General features: G+C 68.2%; 17 protein-coding genes and 1 pseudogene. All 18 read right to left on the bottom strand.

Going from position 1 to position 25,164, the window contains the following annotated elements; translation table 11 throughout:
- Positions 1-6: 6 nt before the first annotated feature.
- On the bottom strand, positions 7-651 hold the full coding sequence (rplC, locus tag ACFVST_RS04415) for a 50S ribosomal protein L3 (RefSeq protein ID WP_390146768.1): 645 nt from the start codon (positions 649-651) through the stop codon (positions 7-9).
- Between the two features lie 14 nt (positions 652-665).
- Positions 666-974, bottom strand: a complete 309-nt coding sequence (rpsJ, locus tag ACFVST_RS04410) for a 30S ribosomal protein S10 (RefSeq protein ID WP_003948644.1) — start codon at positions 972-974, stop codon at positions 666-668.
- Positions 975-1,613: 639 nt separating this feature from the next.
- Positions 1,614-3,100: pseudogene (locus ACFVST_RS04405) on the bottom strand (FAD-dependent oxidoreductase).
- 91 nt (positions 3,101-3,191) lie between these two features.
- On the bottom strand, positions 3,192-5,528 hold the full coding sequence (locus tag ACFVST_RS04400; protein ID WP_390146766.1) for an FtsX-like permease family protein: 2,337 nt from the start codon (positions 5,526-5,528) through the stop codon (positions 3,192-3,194).
- Positions 5,525-6,280: an ABC transporter ATP-binding protein gene (locus tag ACFVST_RS04395; RefSeq protein ID WP_390146764.1), complete on the bottom strand. Its 756-nt coding sequence runs from the start codon at positions 6,278-6,280 to the stop codon at positions 5,525-5,527. The genes ACFVST_RS04400 and ACFVST_RS04395 overlap by 4 nt, the downstream gene beginning before the upstream one ends.
- A 5-nt stretch (positions 6,281-6,285) precedes the next feature.
- Complete coding sequence (locus ACFVST_RS04390) at positions 6,286-6,645, bottom strand: hypothetical protein (RefSeq protein ID WP_390146762.1); 360 nt, start codon at positions 6,643-6,645, stop codon at positions 6,286-6,288.
- Between the two features lie 313 nt (positions 6,646-6,958).
- Positions 6,959-8,314 carry an NADP-specific glutamate dehydrogenase gene (gene gdhA, locus ACFVST_RS04385; protein ID WP_390146760.1) on the bottom strand — a complete coding sequence of 452 codons (1,356 nt, stop codon included), beginning with the start codon at positions 8,312-8,314 and terminating at the stop codon, positions 6,959-6,961.
- A gap of 366 nt (positions 8,315-8,680) precedes the next feature.
- Complete coding sequence (gene tuf / locus ACFVST_RS04380) at positions 8,681-9,874, bottom strand: elongation factor Tu (protein WP_390146758.1); 1,194 nt, start codon at positions 9,872-9,874, stop codon at positions 8,681-8,683.
- Between the two features lie 152 nt (positions 9,875-10,026).
- Entirely contained in the window at positions 10,027-12,147 is a 2,121-nt protein-coding gene (gene fusA, locus ACFVST_RS04375; protein ID WP_390146756.1) for an elongation factor G, read from the bottom strand.
- Between the two features lie 40 nt (positions 12,148-12,187).
- A complete protein-coding gene (gene rpsG, locus ACFVST_RS04370) occupies positions 12,188-12,658 on the bottom strand; it encodes a 30S ribosomal protein S7 (protein ID WP_030345396.1) in 471 nt (156 codons plus the stop codon).
- A 2-nt stretch (positions 12,659-12,660) separates the two neighbouring features.
- A complete protein-coding gene (gene rpsL, locus ACFVST_RS04365) occupies positions 12,661-13,032 on the bottom strand; it encodes a 30S ribosomal protein S12 (RefSeq protein ID WP_003948652.1) in 372 nt (123 codons plus the stop codon).
- Positions 13,033-13,348: 316 nt separating this feature from the next.
- On the bottom strand, positions 13,349-17,263 hold the full coding sequence (locus ACFVST_RS04360) for a DNA-directed RNA polymerase subunit beta' (RefSeq protein WP_390146753.1): 3,915 nt from the start codon (positions 17,261-17,263) through the stop codon (positions 13,349-13,351).
- Positions 17,264-17,359: 96 nt separating this feature from the next.
- The gene (rpoB, locus tag ACFVST_RS04355) at positions 17,360-20,845 is read right to left on the bottom strand and encodes a DNA-directed RNA polymerase subunit beta (protein WP_390146751.1); all 3,486 of its coding nucleotides are present in this window, start codon (positions 20,843-20,845) and stop codon (positions 17,360-17,362) included.
- Between the two features lie 596 nt (positions 20,846-21,441).
- Positions 21,442-21,831, bottom strand: a complete 390-nt coding sequence (gene rplL / locus ACFVST_RS04350) for a 50S ribosomal protein L7/L12 (protein ID WP_390146749.1) — start codon at positions 21,829-21,831, stop codon at positions 21,442-21,444.
- Positions 21,832-21,939: 108 nt separating this feature from the next.
- A complete protein-coding gene (gene rplJ, locus ACFVST_RS04345) occupies positions 21,940-22,470 on the bottom strand; it encodes a 50S ribosomal protein L10 (RefSeq protein ID WP_390146747.1) in 531 nt (176 codons plus the stop codon).
- A 502-nt stretch (positions 22,471-22,972) separates the two neighbouring features.
- Positions 22,973-23,695, bottom strand: coding sequence for a 50S ribosomal protein L1 (gene rplA, locus ACFVST_RS04340; protein WP_390146745.1), 723 nt, complete (start codon positions 23,693-23,695; stop codon positions 22,973-22,975).
- A 100-nt stretch (positions 23,696-23,795) separates the two neighbouring features.
- The gene (gene rplK, locus ACFVST_RS04335) at positions 23,796-24,230 is read right to left on the bottom strand and encodes a 50S ribosomal protein L11 (RefSeq protein WP_390146743.1); all 435 of its coding nucleotides are present in this window, start codon (positions 24,228-24,230) and stop codon (positions 23,796-23,798) included.
- A 266-nt stretch (positions 24,231-24,496) separates the two neighbouring features.
- Positions 24,497-25,021: a hypothetical protein gene (locus ACFVST_RS04330; RefSeq protein ID WP_390146741.1), complete on the bottom strand. Its 525-nt coding sequence runs from the start codon at positions 25,019-25,021 to the stop codon at positions 24,497-24,499.
- Positions 25,022-25,164: the final 143 nt, after the last annotated feature.

Genomic DNA, 25,164 nt, shown 5'->3' with positions numbered 1-25,164 from the left:
TTTACCTCAGGCCCCCTTGGCCGCAGTACGGACCAGGACGAGGCCGCCGTTCGGACCGGGAACCGCGCCCTTGATGAGCAGCAGACCCTTCTCCGCGTCAACGGCGTGGACGGTCAGGTTCTGGGTGGTGACCCGCTCGTTGCCCATACGGCCAGCCATGCGGAGGCCCTTGAACACACGGCCCGGGGTGGCGCAGCCACCGATGGAACCGGGCTTGCGGTGCACGCGGTGGGCGCCGTGCGACGCCTTGCCACCGTGGAAGTTGTGGCGCTTCATGACACCGGCGAAGCCCTTGCCCTTGCTCTTGCCGGTGACGTCGACCTTGACGCCGGCCTCGAAGGTCTCGGCGGTCACTTCCTGGCCGAGGGTGTACTCGCCGGCGTCGGCGGTACGGATCTCGACGAGGTGGCGACGGGGAGTCACGTCGGCCTTGGCGAAGTGGCCCTTGAGGGGCTTGTTCACCTTGCGCGGGTCGATCTCGCCGAAGGCGATCTGGACCGACTCGTAGCCGTCGCTGTCGTTCGTGCGGACCTGGGTAACGACGCAGGGTCCGGCCTTGACCACGGTCACGGGGACGACACGGTTGTTCTCGTCCCAGACCTGGGTCATGCCGAGCTTCTCGCCCAGGACGCCCTTGATCTGCTTGGTCATCTCTTCCGCGCCTCTCAGAGCTTGATCTCGATGTCGACGCCGGCCGGAAGGTCCAGGCGCATCAGCGAGTCAACGGTCTTGGGCGTCGGGTCGAGGATGTCGATCAGGCGCTTGTGCGTGCGCATCTCGAAGTGCTCGCGCGAGTCCTTGTACTTGTGCGGCGACTTGATGACGCAGTACACGTTCTTCTCAGTGGGCAGCGGCACCGGGCCCGCGACCGACGCACCAGTACGGGTCACCGTCTCGACGATCTTCTTCGCCGAGGAGTCGATGACCTCGTGGTCGTAGGCCTTGAGCCGGATGCGGATCTTCTGTCCCGCCATGGCTACTTCGTAGTCCTGTCTCTCGTAAACGCTCTGGGACCCGGGCGGTCCTGCCGCTTCGCTCCGACCCACGCGGTCGGGCGTGTCGCTCTCCCGCTGACAGGGATATCCGCTGGGGAATTCCCTTCCGAGGGAGTGCGATCCGAACCGAACCGGATGCGCGGACCGGGGAGAAACCTCCACCGGGCGCCTGGCCGAGGCACCCCGCTGACACTTCCCGGAAGATTCCCGTACGTCCGCCCCTACATCTCTCGATGTAATGCGTGGAGCGACGAGTACCGTGGGACTCGCTTCCAGTCCTCCCGGCGGGAGGCGCGCAGCATCGGCACTCAACCGAGCAACCCGGGTAGTCTGCCATACGGGGCGCAGCCGTGGCCAATCGAGCCGTGGATAGTACCCCGCACCCACCTCCCGTCAAACGGCGGCTCGCACCCGGCGGCGCCGCGGGCACCCGGACTCCGGGCGTGCGGGGATGGTCTCCCGGCGGCCAACTGGCTTGTCCGGCCGCCCAGTTGGGGCTGGCGCCGGGCCGGGGACGGTGTGAGTCAGCGCCCTCGGCGGCCCGGCGATCCCAGTGCCCTGCGGTATTCCTCAGTCCTGCGGCCTCAGCGGCCCTGCGGCCTCAGCGGCCCCGCGGTCTCAGCGGCTTGCCGGCTCGACCGGGCCGGGGGCCTCGCCGGTCCTGCCGAGCGGATCGCGGACCGCGCCGATATGGTAGGGCGGCTCGTCCGGAGTGGGCAGTACCGGTCCCAGCAGGGTGGCGCGGAGCATGGCCGGGGCGAAGAGAGGGCGCCGACCGGAGCGGACAGCGCCAGCACCGACCGGAACACCCGCCCGACCGCCGGATCCTCCGCGTACCGCTCCTGCACCCGCCGCAGATACCACGCAGCCGGCCGCTCCACCGCCCGCGTACCGGCCGCGTCGCCCACCGCCCCCGGCATGGCCCGGTCGGCGCCCGCCGAGATGTTCCACGCCTGCGACGAGGCCCGCGCCAGGGCCCGTTGGACCCGCAGCGTGGTCGGCACCCGCCGCGGATCGGCCAGCGCGTCCCGCAGCGCCACCGCGCTGAGCGCCGCCACTGTCATCCCCTGCCCGTAGATCGGATTGAACGCGCACATCGCGTCCCCGATCGCCAGAAATCCCGCCGGACGGCGCCCACTTCGGTCATAGCGCCGCCGTACGTTGGCGGTGCCGCGGAAGCCGCGCACCGCGGCCTGCGGTTCGGCCGCCGCCAGCCATCGGCCCAGCACCGACCCCGGCAGCGATCCGGCGAAGGCCTCGAAACCCTCCGGGTCGGTGGGCGGCTCGTCACCGCGCAGCCCGGACAGCGTCACCAGATGCAGCCCCTCCCCCTCGACCGGCATGATCGTGCCACCACGGGTCTGCTCGGCGCTGGGGACGACGTAGTACCCGAGGCAGTCCGAGAGCCGACCGCCCGAGCCGTCCCGGTAGAGCCGCGTCGCATACGCCAGGCCCGTGTCGATGGTCTCCTCCGCCGCGGGCTCCGCACCCAGCGCCGACAGCCACCGCGGCGCCCGGGTACCGCGGCCCGAGGCGTCCACCACCAGGTCCGCCGCCAACTCCCGCTCACCGCCCCGGTGTTCACTCCCCCGCCCGCTTCCGCGCCTGCCCCGGTCCCGCAGCAGGACCCCGCGCACCCGGTCGGGCCCGCCGGTCAGCCCGACGACCTCCGCGCCCTCCACCACCCGGACCCGGCCGTCCGCCAGCACCCGGCGCCGCACCAGATGCTCCAGCCGGAACCGCTCCCCCGTGAACAGCGCCGTCGAGGCCGGCGACCGCGCAAACCACCGGCCGTCCTGCCACTGCATCACATCCCGGGGCGCCCCTACCTCGGGTGCCCCCTGACCGCGTAACTCGCCGACCACGCCCGGAAGCAGCTCCTCCAGCGCCGACTGTCCGCCCTCCAGCAGGACATGGAGATGCCGGCCCTGCGGGACCCCCGGCCGCGGTCTCGGCTCCGGCGGAAGTGGATCGCGCTCCACCACCGTCACCCGTTCCGTATGCGCGGCCAGCACACCCGCCGCCAGCAGCCCCGCCATACCGCCGCCGACCACCACCGCATGTCGGCCCCCGCCACGCCCCGCCCACTCCAGCCGCTCCGCCATGCCGAACCTCTCCTCCCCGAACCCACGTCGGACGCCCCCAGCCTCGGCCCGCGAACGCCGCAAGGGAAGAACGACTTCCCGCCACTCCCCCTCAATCCCGTCGGATCAACTCCGGGTCGATCCGCCGGCCCACCAGCGGCAGCGCGGCCAGCACCGTCAGCACCAGCACCCCCACCGCGGCCGACGCCAGCACCGGAATCCCCTCCCAGTCCCAGAACACCGCCCCACCACCGGTCACCAGATAACTCGACTCCGCCAACTTCCCCGCCACCAGCGCCGGCACCAGCCCCACCGCCAACGGCACCACCACCTGCGCACACTGCGCCGCCCGCAAGGTCCCCGCCCGCGCCCCCAGCAGCGACAAGGCCGTCACATGCGCCCGCCGCTCCACCGCCCGATCCACCACCGAAACCACAAACGCCGCCACCCCGATAACCAACCCCATGACCATCCCCACCCCCAACAGACTCTCCACCACAGCAATCTGCTGGAGGGATTCGACTACTACGCCTACGGGCCGGACATCCGCAGCGGGGGCCACCGAGCCGATGCCGTCGAGCACCCGGCGGACTTCGTCGGTGGCCGCGCCTCCGGTGAGTACATACTTCGCGGACCCGGGAAACGTGCCCTCGGGGATCATGCCGGGTGGGATCAGCAGGGTCGCTTCGGCGGGAGCCGACAACTGGTGGCTGTGCACGGTGACCGTGCCCGCGGTGGGCCGCACCGCGAGCCAGCGGGTATTGGTCGGTCCGTCGACCTCGGATCTCCAGAAGGAGATCGACTGCTTCGGTCCGGGTGGGGGATTCACCGCGGTTCTTTCCGGGTCCCGGAGCCGTAGGACACGTCCGTCCACGCATCCCTCGAAGTGCTGCACCATTTTGGCCAGTTGAGCACAGGTGGCGACGAGCGCGGTGAGCCGCGGCCCGTTCGTGTCCTCGCCGGTGGCCGGCGACAACGTCCCTGACTGAAGAGTCATCCCATGGCTGCGCACCCCGGGCAGGGCGGCCAGGCGACTGCGTTCGCCCGGCCCGAGGTCGGACATGCCGATCCGGTACTCCTGCTCGATCGGGTTCTGCCGCGCCACCTGCTGTTCCTCGATCAGCACTCCCTGGGTCAGGGACGCCGCGTAGATCAGCAGCACCAGTCCGCTGACCACCCGGATCGCGCTGCCCGGATCAACCTCGTTGCGGCGCAGCGCGAGATGGAGTGCAACGGATCGTGTGGCCGGGGCCCCCTTCTTCGAGAGGACATGGGAGAGGTAGGGGAGCGACCACACCAGTCCCACGCCGGTGAGCAGGATCCCGATCGGCATCAGCCGATCGTTGAGTGGTGTCGACGCGATCTCCCGGTGGGGCATTCCCGCGATGCAGTATCCGGTGACGATGCCGAGTCCGGCGAAGAGCGGCAGCAGACTCCAGCGGGCCGGGCGTCGCGTCGCCGCTCCCCGCCTGGCGCCGAGGGGGTCGGCGACGGCCTTGCGTGCCCCGTTGCGGGCGGCCAGCCAGGCGAGGGCGGGAGCGCCGAGCACGGAGAGAAGCACTGTTCCGGCCGAGAGTTGACCGTCGTCGGCGTACCACCGGAAGTCGGGGAGACCCGTCCGGGCGAGCACCTGATTGATCAGCCAGTACTCGGCGAGGCCCAGTAGCGCGCCCGCGAGTGCCGCAGTGACGCTCTCGGCGGCGTTGACCCGTTGCACTCCCCTGGCGCTGAGGCCGAGGAGGCGCAGCGCCGCCAACCTCCTCATCCGCTCCCTGGCGGAGAGCCGGGCGCACACCGTGAGGAACACAGTGAGCGGGAGCAGCACCACACCGGCCAGGGTGAGGCGGAGGATTCTGAGCGTGGCCGGCTCCACGACCGGCGAGGGCGGATAGCGCAGACCGAAGCCCTCCACCGGCCGCGCCTCCTCGCCGTCGTACGCAGGCCCACGCGGGACGGCGGAGCGCTCGATACCGACGTAGGCGAGGAGTTCGTCGGGGCCGCCCAGTCCTTCGCCGCCGATGACGCCCTTCTCCCGGCCGGGCAACAACTCCTTGAGCGCCGGCTCGGATCGGAGCTGCCGCCGTACCGCCGGGGACACGAAGACCTCGCCCGGCGCGGGCAGCCGGTCCAGTCCCGGCGGTGCGGGCGCGGGCCGAGCACCGGCGGTGGCGGGAGCGACAAAGACGCGGGTGAACATCCGCCAGCCGTGCGGATCGCGGCGAGTCAGCACGACGGGAGCGTTCTCCGCACCGGCGGTACCCGGCTCCAGGCTCTGCGGCTCACGCGCGGCCACCCGGTCGTCGTGAGCCTGGAGGATCGTGGGCACGGCCAGGACCATCGCCAGGCAGCAGACCGCCAACGACGTCCCGAGCGCCATGAGGGCCAGGCGGATCCGCAGACCGCGGCCGGATCCGGCCATCATGCGCAGCCCGAGGGCGAACTCCCTCATGTGTCCTCCGCCCGTTGGACGGTGAGGCGCCCGTCGGACATTGTGCAGCGCCGGTCGGCCTGGGCGGCGACCTGCGCATCGTGCGTCACCAGGACCACCGCGCTGCCCTGCGAGCGGGCCAGGCCGAGGAACTCCTGAAGCACGGCAGCCGCACTGGCACTGTCCAGTGAGCCGGTCGGCTCGTCGGCGAAGACCACCGCCGGCTGATGCACCAGCGCCCGGGCCACCGCCACACGTTGTGCCTGGCCGCCCGACACCTGCGGAGGACGGCGGTACCTGAGCTTCGCAAGCCCGAGCCGGTCGAGCACCTCCGCGGCGGCGTGCCTGGCCGGGCGTTTGCTCACTCCGGCCAGCCGCAGGGGCAGCGCGGTGTTCTCCTCGATCGTCAGCTCGGGAAGCAACTCGCCGTACTGGAAGACGAAGCCGAACTGTTCACGGCGCAGGAGACTCAGGTCGGCGTCGTTGAGAGAGCAGAGGTTCTCCCCCTCGAAGCAGACCGTCCCCTGGCTAGGGCGCAGCACTCCGGCAAGGCAGTAGAGCAGTGATGACTTGCCGGACCCACTCGGCCCCGTGATGGCCACGATCTGTCCGGACGAGATCCTCAGACTGGCGTCGCTGACCGCGGATGTCTCGCCGTAGTTGAGGGTGACGCCCGTGGCCTCCAGGACACCACTCAGCTCGGAGTCACCCTCCTCCTGGAACGGGGCCAGGGGTACGGGATGCGCGGCCTGTCCCGCGGATCGGGAGAACATCGCGCTCACCGGCTGCGGTGCCAGGTCGGCGAGCAGTTGTCGGGCTGGAACGAGCCCTTGTCCCGGCAGACCCGCAGGTACGCCTGGGTCACGTACTGCTGGGAGCCGTTCCACAGCCGCTTGTGCAGGCGCACGGTGCGATTCTGCTTGCCGTTGAAGCGGGACCAGCCCTGTCCCTCGACCCGGGCCTGGACGTACACGTTGTGCCCGTCGTTCTTGGTGCTGTCGCTGAGCTTGCCCCGCCATTCGAAGGCACCGTGGTGGCTGCCGGAGGGCCAGAACATGTACGTGGCCTGCTGGAACTCGGCTCCGTCCGTACTTCTGTCCGGAATCTGGGCCCAGGAGCCCGCCGCTGCGGAGCCCATCCCGCCGAGGAAAAGCGCCCCTGAGAGAAGGCCCATCGTCAACTTGCGCATGTGTGTCCGTTCGTCCACTCGGCCGCGACCGTCAGCGACTGATAGCGCACGGAACGTAGCAGGGCGTGTCCATCGAATGCGTGGTCCCTGCTGGTCGAGACAGGTGGGCGGAGGGGCGCGAGGGCTTGGCGCACGGCCGGAGAAACGGTCTGTCGGCCGCCCGGTGACTTCACTCCTGTGAGTGAGGCGGGAACCTCTGAGAACAACGGCCCGCCCCGGTGGAACCAGGGCGGGCAGACTGGGCCTCCGAAGGGGCCGCCCCCTAGATAACCCCCTGCTCCAGCATCGCGTCCGCCACTCGTTCGAAGCCGGCGATGTTGGCGCCGGTGACGTAGTCGCCGGGGGCGCCGTAGCGGTCGGCGGTGTCGTGGCAGGTGCGGTGGATGTCGTTCATGATCTGGGTCAGTTCGTCCTCGACGCGCTCGCGGGTCCAGGCGGTGCGCGCGTGGTTCTGGCTCATTTCGAGGGCGCTGACCGCGACCCCGCCCGCGTTCGCCGCCTTGCCGGGGCCGAAGGCGACGCCCGCCTGCTGGATGAGGTGGAGGGCGTCGGGGGTGGTGGGCATGTTGGCGCCCTCGGAGACGACCTTGACCCCGTTCTGGATGAGGGTGGCCGCGGCGTCGGCGTCGAGTTCGTTCTGGGTGGCCGAGGGCAGGGCGACGTCCGCGGGGACGTCCCAGACCCGGCCGCCGGGTACGTACCGGGCGGAGCTGCCGCGGCGCTCGGCGTAGTCGCTGACGCGGCCCCGCTCGACCTCCTTGATCTGCTGGAGCAGCGCGACGTCGATGCCCTTCTCGTCGATGACATAGCCACCGGAGTCGGAGCAGGTCAGGGGGTTGGCGCCGAGGGCGATCAGCTTCTCGATGGTGTAGAGCGCGACGTTGCCGGAGCCGGAGACGACGGCGGTCTGGCCTTCGAGGTCCTCGCCGCGCTCGCGGAGCATCGCCGCGGCGAAGAGGACGTTGCCGTATCCGGTGGCCTCGGGCCGGATGGCGGAGCCGCCCCAGGTGGTGCCCTTGCCGGTGAGGACGCCGGCCTCCCAGCGGTTGGTGATGCGGCGGTACTGGCCGAAGAGGTAGCCGATCTCGCGGCCGCCGACGCCGATGTCGCCCGCGGGTACGTCGGTGTGTTCGCCGATATGCCGCTGGAGTTCGGTCATGAAGGACTGGCAGAAGCGCATGACCTCGGCGTCGGAGCGGCCGTGCGGGTCGAAGTCGCTGCCGCCCTTGCCGCCGCCGATGCCGAGTCCGGTGAGCGCGTTCTTGAAGATCTGCTCGAAGCCGAGGAACTTCACGATGCCGAGGTTGACCGAGGGGTGGAAGCGCAGGCCCCCTTTGTACGGGCCGAGCGCGCTGTTGAACTCGATCCGGAAACCGCGGTTGACCTGGACCCGACCCTGGTCGTCCTGCCATGGCACCCGGAAGATGATCTGCCGTTCCGGTTCGAGGAGGCGCTCCACCAGGCCGGGCTCCGCGTAGTGCGGGCGCTCGACGAGGACGGGGGCGAGGCTTTCCAGTACCTCGTGGACGGCCTGGTGGAATTCGGGCTGGGCCGGGTTGCGCTGCTCGACCTCGGTCAGGAGTGCGGAAAGCAGGGGATGTGTGTCGGGTCGTGTCACCACGGGATCCCTTCGACGACCGGTGCGGTGCGCTCGGCGCCGTTGCCGGTGCGCGGGGATGGACCCGCCGTGCGTACGGCGGGCCCCGCACCAGTGTTACGCCTGCGTTAATGCCTAGGCCAGAACACCTTGCCCAGGTGACCAGTACCTGAGACGGGATGGGGGTGATTTAAGCCACCATCGGGTGCCAAGTCTCTTTAATCACCGTAGCGATCACCTGCCTCAGCCCCGCCGACGCACGACCTCGCCGGCTCCCCTCCCCACCGGGAACGCGAAAGGGCCCGTACGACCGGAGTCGTACGGGCCCTGACGGATGTGCTCCGAGGAGCGGGTGCCGGGTCTCCCGGACCGTCGGGTAAGCGGGACTTACTTGACGATCTTGGTGACCTGGCCGGCGCCCACGGTCCGGCCACCCTCACGGATGGCGAACTTGAGGCCCTCTTCCATGGCGACGGGCTGGATGAGGTCCACCTTCATCTCGGTGTTGTCACCCGGCATGACCATCTCGGTGCCCTCGGGGAGGGAAACGACGCCGGTCACGTCCGTCGTACGGAAGTAGAACTGCGGGCGGTAGTTGTTGAAGAACGGGGTGTGGCGGCCACCCTCGTCCTTCGACAGGATGTAGGCCTGGGCCTCGAACTCGGTGTGCGGGGTGACCGAACCGGGCTTGATGATGACCTGGCCGCGCTCGACGTCCTCGCGCTTGATGCCGCGGAGCAGCAGACCGACGTTCTCACCGGCCTGGCCCTCGTCGAGCAGCTTGCGGAACATCTCGATACCGGTGACCGTGGTGGTGGTCTTCTCGGTCTTGATGCCGATGATGTCGACGGTCTCGTTGACCTTGAGGATGCCGCGCTCGATACGACCGGTGACGACGGTGCCACGACCGGTGATCGTGAAGACGTCCTCGATCGGCATCAGGAACGGCTTGTCGACGTCGCGCTCGGGCTCCGGGATGGACTCGTCCACGGCCTTCATGAGCTCCAGGACCGAGTTGCCCCACTCCTTGTCGCCCTCAAGGGCCTTCAGAGCGGAGACCTTGACGACCGGAACGTCGTCGCCCGGGAACTCGTACTCGGAGAGGAGCTCGCGGACCTCAAGCTCGACGAGCTCCAGGATCTCCTCGTCGTCCACCATGTCGGCCTTGTTCAGGGCGACGACGATGTACGGAACGCCGACCTGGCGGGCCAGGAGCACGTGCTCCTTGGTCTGCGGCATCGGGCCGTCGGTCGCGGCGACCACCAGGATCGCGCCGTCCATCTGGGCGGCACCGGTGATCATGTTCTTGATGTAGTCCGCGTGACCGGGGCAGTCGACGTGGGCGTAGTGACGCGACTCGGTCTGGTACTCGACGTGCGCGATGGAGATGGTGATACCGCGCTGGCGCTCCTCAGGAGCCTTGTCGATCATGTCGAAGGCCGAGGCCTCGTTCAGGTCCGGGTACGCGTCGTGCAGCACCTTGGTAATGGCGGCCGTGAGGGTCGTCTTACCGTGGTCGATGTGACCGATGGTGCCGATGTTGACGTGCGGCTTAGTCCGCTCGAACTTCGCCTTCGCCACTGGGGTCCTCCTGTGGAGTGGTTCTGAACGCCTTGCTTCATCGGCGCCAGGTGATCTTTGCTGGAAAGCCCGGAACCGGGGGCATTCTCCGCGGTTGCGGCGGAATGCCCCACAGGCTCCGGAGTCAAGCCTAAAACGAGAACTCGGCTGAGTTACTCGCCCTTGGCCTTCGCGATGATCTCCTCGGCGACGTTCCGCGGAACCTCGGCGTAGGAGTCGAACTGCATCGAGTAGCTTGCGCGACCCGACGTCTTGCTGCGGAGGTCGCCGACGTAGCCGAACATCTCCGACAGCGGGACCAGGCCCGTGACGAGCTTGGCGCCGTGGCGGTCCTCCATGGACTGGATCTGACCGCGACGGGAGTTGATGTCGCCGATGACGTCGCCCATGTAGTCCTCGGGCGTCGTCACCTCGACCTTCATCATCGGTTCGAGCAGGGCCGGGGAGGCCTTGCGGGCGGCCTCCTTGAAGGCCATCGAACCGGCGATCTTGAAGGCCATCTCGGAGGAGTCGACCTCGTGGTAGGCACCGTCGAGCAGGATGACCCGGACACCCGTGAGCGGGTAGCCGGCGAGCACGCCGAACTCCATGGCCTCCTGGCAGCCCGCGTCCACGGACGGGATGTACTCCCGCGGGATACGGCCACCGGTGACCTTGTTCTCGAACTCGTAGCCGTCGCCGTCCAGCGGCTCGATGGCGATCTGGACCTTCGCGAACTGACCGGAACCACCGGTCTGCTTCTTGTGCGTGTAGTCCAGCCGCTCGACCGCCTTGCGGAGGGTCTCGCGGTACGCCACCTGCGGCTTGCCGACGTTGGCCTCGACCCGGAACTCGCGCTTCATGCGGTCGACCAGCACGTCCAGGTGCAGCTCGCCCATGCCCGCGATGATGGTCTGGCCGGTCTCCTCGTCGGTGTGCACCTTGAAGGAGGGGTCCTCTTCGGCAAGGCGCTGGATCGCGACGCCCAGCTTCTCCTGGTCGCCCTTGGACTTCGGCTCGATGGCCACCTGGATGACCGGCGCCGGGAAGTCCATGGACTCCAGGATCACCTGGTTCGCCGGGTCGCAGAGGGTCTCACCGGTGGTGGTCTGCTTCAGACCCATGACGGCGACGATGTCACCGGCACCCACCGACTCGATCTCCTCACGCTTGTTGGCGTGCATCCGGTAGATCTTGCCGATGCGCTCCTTCTTGCCCTTGACCGAGTTCTGCACCTGGGAACCGGCGTGCAGCCGGCCCGAGTACACCCGGACGAAGGTGAGCTTGCCGAGGTGCGGGTCGCTCGCGATCTTGAACGCCAGCGCCGACAGCGGCTCGTCCTCGGAGGGGCGGCGCTCGATGACCTCATCGGGGTTGCTGACCCCGTGGCCCTCGATCGCCTCGATGTCCAGCGGGGACGGGAGGAAGCGCACCACGGCGTCGAGCAGGGGCTGAACACCCTTGTTCTTGAACGCCGTTCCGCAGAACACGGGGGTGACGGTGGTGCCGTCGCCCTTGCCGGAGTTGATGGTGACCCGGCGGACCGCCGCGTACAGCTGCTCCACGGAGGGCTCCTCGCCCTCCAGGTACAGCTCCATCATCTCCTCGTCGTTCTCCGCGACGGCCTCAAGGAGCTTGCCGCGCCACTCGTCGGCCGCCTCCTTGTGCGTGTCGGGGATCTCGACGATGTCGTACGCCTCGCCCAGCGCCGTCTCGGCGGACCACACGAACGCCTTCATGGTGACGAGGTCGACGACACCACGGAAGTCGGCCTCGGCGCCGATCGGGAGCTGCATGACCATCGGGGTCGCACCCAGGCGGTCGCTGATCATGTCGACGCAGCGGTGGAACTCGGCACCGGTGCGGTCCAGCTTGTTGACGAAGCAGATACGCGGCACACCGTAACGGTCCGCCTGACGCCACACGGTCTCGGACTGCGGCTCGACACCGGCGACACCGTCGAACACCGTCACGGCACCGTCGAGGACGCGCAGCGAACGCTCCACCTCGACGGTGAAGTCGACGTGCCCCGGGGTGTCGATGATGTTGATGGTGTGGTCGACGTCCTCAAGCGGCCAGTGGCAGGTGGTCGCAGCAGACGTGATCGTGATGCCACGCTCCTGCTCCTGCTCCATCCAGTCCATCGTGGCGGCGCCGTCGTGGACCTCGCCGATCTTGTACGAACGACCGGTGTAGAACAGGATCCGCTCGGTGGTCGTCGTCTTGCCCGCGTCGATGTGGGCCATGATCCCGATGTTGCGGACCTTGGCCAGGTCAAGCGAAGTGGTAGCCATAAGGCTTTCGTCTTCTCTCGGTTCTCGATGGGGGTAGCGACTACCAGCGGTAGTGCGCGAAGGCCTTGTTGGACTCGGCCATCTTGTGCGTGTCCTCGCGCTTCTTCACAGCAGCACCGAGGCCGTTGGAGGCGTCGAGCAGCTCGTTCAGCAGGCGCTCGGTCATGGTCTTCTCGCGCCGGGCGCGGGAGTAACCGACCAGCCAGCGCAGGGCCAGCGTGCTGGCGCGGCCCGGCTTGACCTCGACCGGCACCTGGTAGGTCGCGCCACCGACACGGCGGGACTTGACCTCAAGGGTCGGCTTGATGTTCTCCAGCGCGCGCTTGAGCGTGATGACCGGGTCGTTGCCGGTCTTCTCGCGCAGGCCCTCCATCGCGCCGTACACGATGCGCTCGGCGGTGGAGCGCTTGCCGTTCAGCAGCACCTTGTTGATGAGGGAGGTCACCAGAGGAGAACCGTAGACCGGGTCGATGATGACCGGGCGCTTCGGGGCGGGGCCCTTACGAGGCATTCTTACTTCTCCTTCTTGGCGCCGTAACGGCTGCGGGCCTGCTTGCGGTTCTTGACGCCCTGGGTGTCCAGGGAGCCGCGGATGATCTTGTAGCGAACACCCGGCAGGTCCTTCACACGGCCGCCGCGCACGAGCACGATGGAGTGCTCCTGCAGGTTGTGCCCCTCACCCGGGATGTAGGCCGTGACCTCGATGCCGGAGGTCAGCCGCACACGCGCGACCTTCCGCAGCGCCGAGTTCGGCTTCTTCGGGGTGGTGGTGAACACACGCGTGCAGACGCCGCGGCGCTGGGGCGAACCCTCAAGTGCGGGCGTCTTGTTCTTCTCGACCTTGTCCTGCCGGCCCTTGCGGACCAACTGCTGGATCGTAGGCACTACTTCTCCGGTTTCTGTGTGCCGAGTAAAGCTAACCTGGAACCTTCACCGACCCACGCGGTCGGGTGTGTCGAAAGCCGCGGACCCCCACTGTGAGGGCGGGAAAACGCGGATTGCGGTGGCCGGTACAGACAGTCCGCACGGCCGAAAACACGCGCGGACGCCAGGGCACACCCCAGGCACAAGGTCTGAGCGTACCCAGCTCACCGAGCTGGGTCAAAACGAATCCGTGCCGGCCCCCGCCGAGGCCCCCGCGAACACCGCCGGGCGGCCACCCCGCGAGGGGATGACCGCCCGGCGCACAGCGTCGACCCGCTTACTGGTTGTACGGACCGTAGTCGTAGTCCTCCAGCGGAACGGCCTGGCCGGAGCCGGTGCCGAACGGCGAGTAGTCGATGTCGTCGTAGCCGACGGCCGAGTACATCGCCGCCTTGGCCTCCTCGGTGGGCTCCACCCGGATGTTGCGATAGCGGGACAGGCCCGTACCGGCCGGGATGAGCTTGCCGATGATGACGTTCTCCTTGAGGCCGATGAGGCTGTCGGACTTGGCGTTGATCGCCGCGTCCGTCAGCACCCGGGTCGTCTCCTGGAAGGAGGCGGCCGACAGCCAGGACTCCGTGGCCAGCGAGGCCTTGGTGATGCCCATGAGCTGCGGACGGCCGGAGGCCGGGTGGCCGCCCTCCTGTACCACGCGGCGGTTCTCGGTCTCGAACTTCGACCGCTCCACCAGTTCGCCCGGCAGCAGCTCCGCGTCGCCCGACTCGATGATCGTCACCCGGCGCAGCATCTGCCGGATGATGATCTCGATGTGCTTGTCGTGGATCGACACACCCTGCGAGTTGTAGACCTTCTGGACCTCGCCCACCAGGTGCACCTGGACCGCACGCTGGCCGAGGATGCGCAGCACGTCGTGCGGGTTGGTGGCGCCGACGGTGAGCTTCTGGCCGACCTCGACGTGGTCGCCCTCGCCCACCAGCAGCCGGGCGCGCTTCGAGATCGGGAACGCCGTCTCGTCGCTGCCGTCGTCCGGGGTGACGACGAGCTTCTTGGTCTTCTCGGTCTCCTCGATACGGACCCGGCCCGCGGCCTCGGAGATCGGCGCGACACCCTTCGGCGTACGGGCCTCGAAGAGCTCGACCACACGCGGCAGACCCTGGGTGATGTCGTCACCGGCCACACCACCGGTGTGGAAGGTGCGCATCGTGAGCTGGGTGCCGGGCTCACCGATGGACTGGGCGGCGATGATGCCGACCGCCTCACCGATGTCGACCAGCTTGCCGGTGGCCAGCGAGCGGCCGTAGCACATGGCGCAGGTGCCGACGGCGGACTCGCAGGTCAGCACGGAGCGGGTCTTGACCTCCTCGATGCCGTGCCGGACCAGCTCGTCGATGAGGACGTCGCCCAGGTCGGTGTTGGCCGGGGCCAGCACCTTGCCGTCGACGGTGATGTCCTCGGCCAGCGCACGTGCGTACACGCTGGTCTCGACGTCCTCCGCCTTGCGCAGCACACCGTCGGCGCCGCGCTCGGCGATCCGCAGGCGGAGGCCGCGGTCGGTGCCACAGTCCTCCTCGCGGATGATGACGTCCTGCGAGACGTCCACCAGACGACGGGTGAGGTAGCCGGAGTCGGCGGTACGCAGAGCGGTGTCCGCAAGTCCCTTACGGGCGCCGTGAGTTGAGATGAAGTACTCCAGCACCGACAGGCCCTCGCGGAACGAGGCCTTGATCGGACGCGGGATGGTCTCGTTCTTGGCGTTGGACACCAGACCGCGCATACCGGCGATCTGACGCATCTGCATCATGTTCCCTCGGGCGCCCGAGTTCACCATCATGAAGATCGGGTTGGTCTTCGGGAAGTTCTGGTTCATCGCCTCGGCGACCTCGTTGGTCGCCTTGGTCCAGATCGCGATGAGCTCCTGGGTGCGCTCGTCCTTGGTGATCAGACCGCGCTCGTACTGCTTCTGGACCTTCTCGTCCTGCGCCTCGTAGCCGCGGACGATCTCCTTCTTCGCCTCGGGGACGACGACGTCGGAGATGGCCACGGTGACGCCGGAGCGGGTCGCCCAGAAGAAGCCGGCCGCCTTCAGGTTGTCGAGCGTCGCCGCCACGATGACCTTCGGGTAGCGCTCGGCGAGGTCGTTGACGATCTCGGAGAGCTGCTTCTTGCCGACCTCGTAGTCGACGAACGGGTAGTCCTCGGGCAGCAGCTCGTTGAAGAGCGCGCGGCCCAGGGTCGTCTTCAGGCGGAACGGGTCGCCCGGCTGCCAGGGGGAGGTGCCGATGATCTCGTCGCCCTCGTCCTCGGCCGGCGGGGTCCAGCCGCGCGGCGGGATGGTGCCCACCGGGAAGCGGATGTCCACCTTGGACTGGAGGTTCAGCTCGCCGGCGTCGAAGGCCATGATCGCCTCAGCCGCCGAGCCGAAGAACCGGCCCTCGCCCTTGAGTTCGCGCTCCGCACCGTCGGTGGTGAGGAAGAACAGGCCCAGCACCATGTCCTGGGTCGGCATGGTGACGGGGCGTCCGTCGGCCGGCTTCAGGATGTTGTTCGAGGACAGCATCAGGATGCGGGCCTCGGCCTGCGCCTCCGCGGACAGCGGCAGGTGCACGGCCATCTGGTCACCGTCGAAGTCCGCGTTGAAGGCGGTGCAGACGAGCGGGTGGATCTGGATGGCCTTGCCCTCGACGAGCTGCGGCTCGAAGGCCTGGATGCCGAGGCGGTGCAGAGTGGGCGCGCGGTTCAGCAGCACCGGGTGCTCGGCGATGACCTCTTCGAGGACGTCGTACACCACGGTGCGGCCGCGCTCCACCATGCGCTTGGCGGACTTGATGTTCTGCGCGTGGTTCAGGTCCACCAGGCGCTTCATCACGAACGGCTTGAACAGCTCAAGCGCCATCGCCTTCGGCAGACCGCACTGGTGCAGCTTGAGCTGCGGGCCGACGACGATCACGGAACGGGCCGAGTAGTCGACGCGCTTGCCCAGCAGGTTCTGCCGGAAGCGGCCCTGCTTGCCCTTGAGCATGTCGGACAGCGACTTCAGCGGGCGGTTGCCGGGGCCCGTCACCGGGCGGCCGCGGCGGCCGTTGTCGAAGAGCGCGTCGACGGCCTCCTGGAGCATCCGCTTCTCGTTGTTCACGATGATCTCGGGCGCACCGAGGTCGAGAAGCCGCTTCAGGCGGTTGTTGCGGTTGATGACGCGGCGGTACAGGTCGTTCAGGTCGGAGGTGGCGAAGCGGCCACCGTCGAGCTGCACCATCGGACGCAGGTCCGGCGGGATGACCGGTACGCAGTCCAGCACCATGCCCTTGGGGCTGTTGCTGGTCTGCAGGAACGCGGAGACGACCTTGAGGCGCTTGAGCGCGCGGGTCTTCTTCTGGCCCTTGCCGGTGCGGATGATCTCGCGGAGGCGCTCGGCCTCCTCCTCCAGGTCGAAGGACTCCAGGCGCTTCTGCAGCGCGGCGGCGCCCATCGAGCCGTCGAAGTAGGTGCCGAAGCGGTCGCGCAGCTCGCGGTAGAGCAGCTCGTCGCCCTCCAGGTCCTGGACCTTGAGGTTCTTGAAGCGGTTCCACACCTCGTCGAGGCGGTCGATCTCGCGCTGGGCGCGGTCGCGGAGCTGCTTCATCTCGCGCTCGGCGCCCTCGCGCACCTTGCGGCGGACGTCGGCCTTGGCGCCCTCGGACTCCAGCTCGGCGAGGTCCGTCTCCAGCTTCTTGGCGCGGGCCTCCAGGTCCGCGTCACGACGCTGCTCGACCTGCTGGCGCTCGACGGAGACATGGGCCTCCAGCGAGGGCAGGTCGCGGGTGCGGCGCTCCTCGTCCACGAACGTGATCATGTACGCCGCGAAGTAGATGACCTTCTCCAGGTCCTTCGGGGCGAGGTCCAGCAGGTAACCGAGGCGCGACGGGACGCCCTTGAAGTACCAGATGTGGGTGACGGGGGCGGCCAGCTCGATGTGGCCCATCCGCTCACGGCGCACCTTGGCGCGGGTCACCTCGACGCCACAGCGCTCACAGATGATGCCCTTGAAGCGGACGCGCTTGTACTTGCCGCAGTAGCACTCCCAGTCCCGGGTGGGGCCGAAGATCTTCTCGCAGAAGAGCCCGTCCTTTTCCGGCTTGAGCGTGCGGTAGTTGATGGTCTCCGGCTTCTTGACCTCGCCGTGGCTCCACTGACGGATGTCGTCCGCGGTGGCCAGGCCGATCCGGAGCTCGTCGAAGAAGTTGACGTCGAGCACTATGCGTCAATCCCTCTCAGGGTTGTGTCTGGGTGGTCTGTACGGGGTCCGGGGCGGGGCCGGGATCTCCTCGTGCGGCGATCCCGGCCAGACCTGTCAGACCTCTTCGACGCTGCTCGGCTCGCGCCGGGACAGGTCGATGCCGAGCTCCTCCGCGGCACGGAAGACGTCCTCGTCCGTGTCACGCATCTCGATGGACATACCGTCCGAGGACAGCACCTCCACGTTCAGGCACAGCGACTGCATCTCCTTGATGAGGACCTTGAAGGACTCGGGGATGCCCGGCTCGGGGATGTTCTCGCCCTTGACGATGGCCTCGTAGACCTTCACACGGCCGGTGACGTCGTCGGACTTGATCGTCAGCAGCTCCTGGAGCGCGTAGGCGGCGCCGTACGCCTCCAGCGCCCACACCTCCATCTCACCGAAGCGCTGACCACCGAACTGGGCCTTACCACCCAGCGGCTGCTGGGTGATCATCGAGTACGGACCGGTCGAGCGCGCGTGCAGCTTGTCGTCGACCAGGTGGTGCAGCTTGAGGATGTACATGTACCCGACCGAGATCGGTTCCGGGAACGGCTCACCGGAGCGGCCGTCGAACAGCCGGGCCTTACCGGTCGGCAGGACCATGCGGTCGCCGTCTCGGTTCGGCCGGGTGTTCTCCAGCAGGCCGGCCAGCTCGTCCTCGCGCGCGCCGTCGAAGACCGGGGTGGCGACGTTCGTCCGGGGGGCGACGTCGTCCGCGCCGATCACCTGGAGCCGCTGGGCCCACTCGTCGGCGAGCCCGGAGACGTCCCAGCCCTGGCTGGCGAGCCAGCCGAGGTGGATCTCCAGGACCTGCCCCGGGTTCATCCGGGAGGGGACGCCCAGCGGGTTGAGGATGATGTCGACCGGGGTGCCGTCCTCCAGGAACGGCATGTCCTCGATCGGCAGGATCTTCGAGATGACGCCCTTGTTGCCGTGGCGTCCGGCGAGCTTGTCACCGTCGGTGATCTTACGCTTCTGCGCCACGTAGACGCGCACCAACTGGTTGACGCCGGGCGGCAGTTCGTCGCCCTCCTCGCGGTCGAAGACGCGGACGCCGATGACCTTGCCGGTCTCGCCGTGCGGCACCTTCAGCGAGGTGTCGCGGACCTCGCGGGCCTTCTCGCCGAAGATGGCGCGCAGCAGGCGCTCCTCCGGGGTCAGCTCCGTCTCGCCCTTGGGGGTCACCTTGCCGACGAGGATGTCGCCCGCGATGACCTCGGCGCCGATGCGGATGATGCCGCGCTCGTCGAGGTCGGCGAGGACCTCCTCGGAGACGTTCGGGATGTCCCGGGTGATCTCCTCGGGGCCGAGCTTGGTGTCCCGGGCGTCGACCTCGTGCTCCTCGATGTGGATCGAGGAGAGGACGTCGTCCTGCACGAGGCGCTGCGACAGGATGATCGCGTCCTCGTAGTTGTGGCCCTCCCACGGCATGAACGCCACCAGGAGGTTCTTGCCGAGGGCCATCTCGCCGTCTTCGGTGGCGGGGCCGTCGGCCAGCACCTGGCCGACCACGATCCGGTCGCCCTCGGAGACCACGACCTTCTGGTTCACCGAGGTGCCCTGGTTGGAGCGGGTGAACTTGGACAGCCGGTACGTGGTGTAGGTGCCGTCGTCGTTGGCGGTGGTGATGTAGTCCGCCGAGACCTCCTGGACCACGCCGTCCTTGTCGGCCTTGAGCACATCGCCGGCGTCGGTGGCGCAGCGGTACTCCATGCCGGTGCCGACGAGCGGCGCCTCGGACTTGATGAGCGGCACGGCCTGGCGCATCATGTTCGCGCCCATCAGGGCGCGGTTGGCGTCGTCGTGCTCCAGGAACGGGATCATCGCGGTCGCGACCGACACCATCTGGCGCGGCGAGACGTCCATGTAGTCCACGTCGTCGGCGGTGACGTAGTCGACCTCGCCGCCGCGGCGGCGGACCAGCACGCGCTCCTCGGCGAACCGCATCTCGTCGCTGAGCGGGGCGTTGGCCTGCGCGATGACGAAGCGGTCCTCCTCGTCGGCGGTCAGGTAGTCCACCTCATCGGTGACCTGGCCCTCGACGACCTTGCGGTACGGCGTCTCGATGAAGCCGAAGGCGTTGATCCGGCCGTACGAGGCCAGCGAGCCGATCAGGCCGATGTTCGGGCCTTCCGGCGTCTCGATCGGGCACATCCGGCCGTAGTGCGAGGGGTGCACGTCGCGGACCTCGAAGCCGGCCCGCTCACGGGAGAGACCACCCGGGCCGAGGGCGTTCAGACGACGCTTGTGCGTCAGCCCCGACAGCGGGTTGTTCTGGTCCATGAACTGGGAGAGCTGCGAGGTGCCGAAGAACTCCTTGATCGACGCCACCACGGGGCGGATGTTGATCAGGGTCTGCGGGGTGATCGCCTCGACGTCCTGGGTGGTCATGCGCTCACGCACGACGCGCTCCATACGGGCGAGACCCGTACGGACCTGGTTCTGGATCAGCTCGCCGACGTTGCGGATGCGGCGGTTGCCGAAGTGGTCGATGTCATCGGTCTCGACGATGATCGAGCGGCCGGACTCGCCGGTCGTCTCGGTCTCCCCGGCGTGCAGCTTGACCAGGTACTTGATGGTGGCGATGACGTCGTCGGTGGTGAGTACGCCGGCGTCCAGCGGCTCGTTGGCACCGAGCTTCTTGTTCACCTTGTAGCGGCCGACCTTGGCGAGGTCGTAGCGCTTGGGGTTGAAGTAGAGGTTCTCCAGCAGCGTCTGCGCGGCCTCGCGGGTGGGGGGCTCACCCGGGCGCAGCTTGCGGTAGATGTCGAGCAGCGCGTCGTCCTGGCCCTGGGTGTGGTCCTTCTCCAGGGTGGCGCGCATCGACTCGTACTCGCCGAACTCCTCCAGGATCTGCTCGGTGGTCCAGCCGAGGGCCTTCAGGAGAACGGTGACGGACTGCTTGCGCTTGCGGTCGATACGGACACCGACCATGTCGCGCTTGTCGATCTCCATCTCCAGCCAGGCACCGCGGGACGGGATGATCTTGGCGGAGAAGATGTCCTTGTCGGACGTCTTGTCGATGGAGGAGTCGAAGTAGACACCCGGCGAACGCACCAACTGCGAGACGACGACACGCTCGGTGCCGTTGATGACGAAGGTGCCCTTGTTCGTCATGAGCGGGAAGTCGCCCATGAAGACCGTCTGGGACTTGATCTCACCGGTCTCGTTATTGGTGAACTCGGCGGTGACGAAGAGCGGGGCGGCGTACGTGAAGTCGCGCTCCTTGCACTCGTCGATGGAGTTCTTGGGAGGCTCGAAGCGGTGGTCGCGGAAAGTCAGCGACATCGACCCGGAGAAGTCCTCGATCGGGGAGATCTCCTCGAAGATCTCCTCCAGACCGGACTTGGTGGGGACGTCCTGTCCGCTGTCCAGAGCCGCCTCGACACGAGCCTTCCATGCGTCGTTGCCGAGCAGCCAGTCAAAGCTCTCGGTCTGCAGAGCGAGAAGGTTCGGAACCTCAAGGGGCTCCTTGATCTTTGCAAAGGAGATGCGCAGCGGGGCGGTGCTTGCGCCGTTGTTCGTATTCGCGGTCGAGGCAGTGCGCGAGGCGGCCAAGAGGGGGTCCTTCCGAGGGCTCGGACTCACTACGCGCGTACCGGCCCCCTCAATGGACAGAGCGGACGACGAAGCGAGAAACCCCTGGTCAGGGCCGCTTGCGTCCACGATGCTCGATGAGGGTATGCCCCTGGTGACGGGCAGGAGGCAGCTAACAGGCAGCGCAAAGGGTCAGTGTAGCCACTTGGCCCACTGATGTCCAGTGCGGGTATCCGCGGTCTCGAAAGACCCTCGCCGTCCTCACCACCTGTGGTGTGCTGTCCCCTCTGCTGCGCACTTCGATCCTGCCCTCTTCGCCGCCGATCCATGCCTCGGATACGGATCGTTGTGACGTCGCGTCCTGAGAATTGCGCGCTGCGTGCAGTTCGTCAAGGCCCCCACATCCCGCGGGAGTGCCGCGAACCTCACGCCATCCCCCCGCCGGGCGGACCCGCCCGGGGCACAACGAAGATCACCATACCCGCCGCCACCCGGCACGCAAGGCGGCCGCCGCAGGCGCCTCGGAACGCCGAAAGGCGACCACCCGGTTGGGTGATCGCCCTTCGGTGCCCGCGCGTTACAGCGCGACGCTCACAAGGTGAGACGCGGCGTCGGGGTCACTTGACCTCGACGGAGGCGCCGGCGCCCTTGAGGGCCTCGGCGGCCTTCTCCGCGGCGTCCTTGGCGACCTTCTCCAGGACCGGCTTCGGGGTGCCGTCGACGAGGTCCTTGGCCTCCTTCAGACCCAGCGAGGTCAGCTCACGCACGACCTTGATGACCTGGATCTTCTTGTCGCCGGCGCCGGTGAGGATGACGTCGAACTCGTCCTGCTCCTCGATGGCGGCGCCGTCGCCACCACCCTGGCCCGGGACGGCCACGGCCACGGCGGCCGGGGCGGCGGCGGTGACGTCGAACTTCTCCTCGAAGGCCTTCACGAACTCGGAGAGCTCGATGAGGGTCATCTCCTCGAACTGCGCGAGCAGGTCTTCCTGGCTGAGCTTCGCCATGATGGCGGTCCTTCCACTAAGCGGCTGGTGCCGGATGTACATGTAGGCGGGCGTACGTCTGGCCCGCTGTGACCGTCGCCGTGCGGCGGCGGTCAGGTGCGAGCCGAATTACTCGGCACCGCCCTGCTCGGCCTTCTTGGCACGAAGCGCCTCCGCGGTGCGGACGAACTTCGAGGGAAGCGCCTGGAAGAGCGCGGCAGCCTGCGACTGCTTGCCCTTCATGGCACCCGCCAGCTTGGCCAGCAGAACCTCGCGGGACTCAAGGTCCGCAAGCTTCTTGATCTCGTCGGCGGACAGCGCCTTGCCGTCAAGGACACCGCCCTTGATGACGAGCGCGGGATTGTCCTTGGCGAAGTCACGAAGACCCTTCGCCGCCTCCACCGGGTCACCGGTGACGAAGGCGACAGCCGTCGAGCCCTTGAGGTGCTCGTTCAGCTCGGTGACCCCGGCCTGCTCGGCCGCGATCTTGGTCAGCGTGTTCTTCACCACTCGGTACTGAGCGTTCTCGCCGAGAGAACGGCGGAGCTGCTTGAGCTGCGCCACGGACAGTCCGGTGTAAGACGTGACAACAGCGGCGTTGGAGTTGCGGAGCTTACCCGCGATCTCCTCGACGGCTGCGACCTTGTCGGACGTCGCCATGAGCCTCGGCCTCCTTCCGGGGTGATGATCCTCGACTGGCCTTCCGACCAGCCGCGCGTCGCCGGACCGCCTTCATCAGGCACGCGAGGAAGGGACGCTCGGCAGGAGTCCTGCACAAACGAAAACGCCCCGGCGCAGGCGCTCGGGGCGTGAACTCGACCGGACGGACGTCCAGGAGCACTGCCGCAATCACCTGCGCGGGTCGTCCGCCCTGCGGCGGATCCTTCGGCCACCGCACTCCCTGACGGGCGTACGGCAACGACCAGCGGTCTTTGGCTTCGGTGGAACCTTACACGAAACAATTGCCGGACCGTAAATCGAGTGCCGCGGACCAAAGTCGGCGGACCGCACATCAATTCACGGCCGAAGTTGCCGGGTGCCCAATCGGTTCCCGCGGTCACCGGCAGGTCCGGACACACCCCGGGCCCCGCACCAGCAGGTGCGGGGCCCGGGGGGCGTTCGGCCACTCGCGGACGCGGTGGCCGGCTGGTCCTTCGCGGACTCAGGCGGCTGCCGGGTCCTCCTCGGTGAGGAGGTTGCGGGTGCGGTTGGGGTCGACCTGGATGCCGGGACCCATCGTGGTGGTGATGGCGGCCTTCTTGATGTAGCGGCCCTTCGCTGCGGACGGCTTCAGACGCAGGATCTCCTCCAGCGCGGCGCCGTAGTTCTCCACCAGCTTGGCGTCGTCGAAGGACACCTTGCCGATGATGAAGTGCAGGTTGGAGTGCTTGTCGACGCGGAACTCGATCTTGCCGCCCTTGATGTCGTTGACGGCCTTGACGACATCCGGGGTCACGGTGCCGGTCTTGGGGTTCGGCATCAGACCACGGGGGCCGAGGACGCGGCCGAGGCGGCCGACCTTGCCCATCAGGTCGGGGGTGGCGACGACGGCGTCGAAGTCCAGACGGCCCTTCGACACCTCGTCGATCAGCTCGTCGGCGCCGACGATGTCGGCTCCGGCTGCTTCCGCGGCCGCAGCACGGTCACCGGTCGCGAAGACCAGGACCCGGGCGGTCTTGCCGGTGCCGTGCGGGAGGTTCACGGTGCCGCGCACCATCTGGTCGGCCTTGCGCGGGTCGACACCCAGGCGGAAGGCGACCTCGACGGTGCCGTCGAACTTGGTCGCGGAGGTCTCCTTGGCGAGACGGACGGCTTCGAGCGGGGCGTAGAGCTTCTCCCGGTCGATCTTCGCGTCCGCAGCGCGGAGAGTCTTGCTGCGCTTCACTTCTGCTCCTGGCAGTTGTGCCCGGCGGGGGTGCCGCCCGGCTGGGATGGAGTCGTGGTGCGGGCCAGCGCCTGGCCCTGCCACAGGTCGTTCGGGGTGCTCAGTCCTCGACGGTGACGCCCATGGAGCGGGCGGTACCGGCGATGATCTTGGACGCGGCGTCCAGGTCGTTCGCGTTGAGGTCGGGCAGCTTGGTGGTGGCGATCTCGCGGACCTGCGCCTGGGTGATCTTGGCGACCTTGGTCTTGTGCGGCTCGCCGGAGCCCTTCTCCACGCCCGCGGCCTTGAGGATCATCTTCGCGGCCGGCGGGGTCTTGGTGATGAAGGTGAAGGAGCGGTCCTCGTAGACCGTGATCTCCACCGGGATCACCCAGCCGCGCTGCGACTCGGTGGCCGCGTTGTAGGCCTTGCAGAACTCCATGATGTTGACGCCGTGCTGGCCCAGCGCGGGGCCGACCGGCGGGGCCGGGTTGGCTGCGCCGGCCTGGATCTGGAGCTTGATCAGCCCCGTGACCTTCTTCTTCTTGGGAGGCATTGCTCTCTCCGGGTCCTAGTGAGAGTTTCCGGCCTCCGCCCGGTCCTGCGGGGCACCGATGGGTACCGGTGCCGCGGGTCGCGGCCGGTCCGAACCGGCCGCCACCGGATCATCCGGATGGAGGCATACCGCACAACGATAACGGGTAGCCCCCCGGGGCCAAAAACCGGCAGGTCGGACCCGCTCCGGCAGAGCGGGTCCGACCTGTGGGAACGTGCGCCGGGCAGCCCGGGCGCAGGCCCGGCCGCGAGGCGCGGATGGTGGCGTCAGCAGCGCTTGGAACTGGTGCCCGTGCGGGTGAGCGGGTCGCCGGCGGCGCGCAGGGTGCCGATGCCGGAGGTGCACTCCTTGATGGTGGCGGCGGGCTTGGACCAGAACTCCTGGCCGTGGGTCTGGTTGACGGTGACCTTGCCGAGCACGGCGTCCCGCGGGTAGCTGTAGACGCCGGTGCTGACGTCGTAGGACTTCACCTTGTTGCGGAAGTCCTGCCAGATCCACAAGTACCCGTAGTTCTCCTTGCACTTGGGCGAGTAGAACTGCTTGACGGAGGCGATGTGCACCCCGCCGCGGTCGATGTAGCCGGTGCTGCCGATCTGGTAGGCGTCGGTGCAGACGTCGGCGGCCTGGGCCTTGGCGCTGAGCGGGTTGCCGGCCTCGGAGGGCGCGGTGGACTGGGCGCGGACGGAGTTGTGGGGTGCGGGCGCGGGGCCGGTGCCGGCCATCGCGCCGGCGGCGGGCAGCAGTACGAGAGCGCAGGTCGTGGCGGCGATGGCGGTGGTGCGAACACGCATGAGGGAGTCCCCCTAGCTATTCGTTGACAGGAAGTCATAAACGCGCACAGCGGACGGTCTGGTCGTTTCCCGTACAGAGCGCATAACTCGCCGCAAACACTGGCCAGTTGTGGCTTACCCCCGCGAAGGAGATCGTCCGCGCG

The sequence above is a fragment of the Streptomyces sp. NPDC058045 genome (assembly GCF_042885635.1).
Classification (GTDB): Bacteria; Actinomycetota; Actinomycetes; order Streptomycetales; family Streptomycetaceae; genus Streptomyces.
This window is presented reverse-complemented; position numbering and strand designations above follow the sequence as displayed.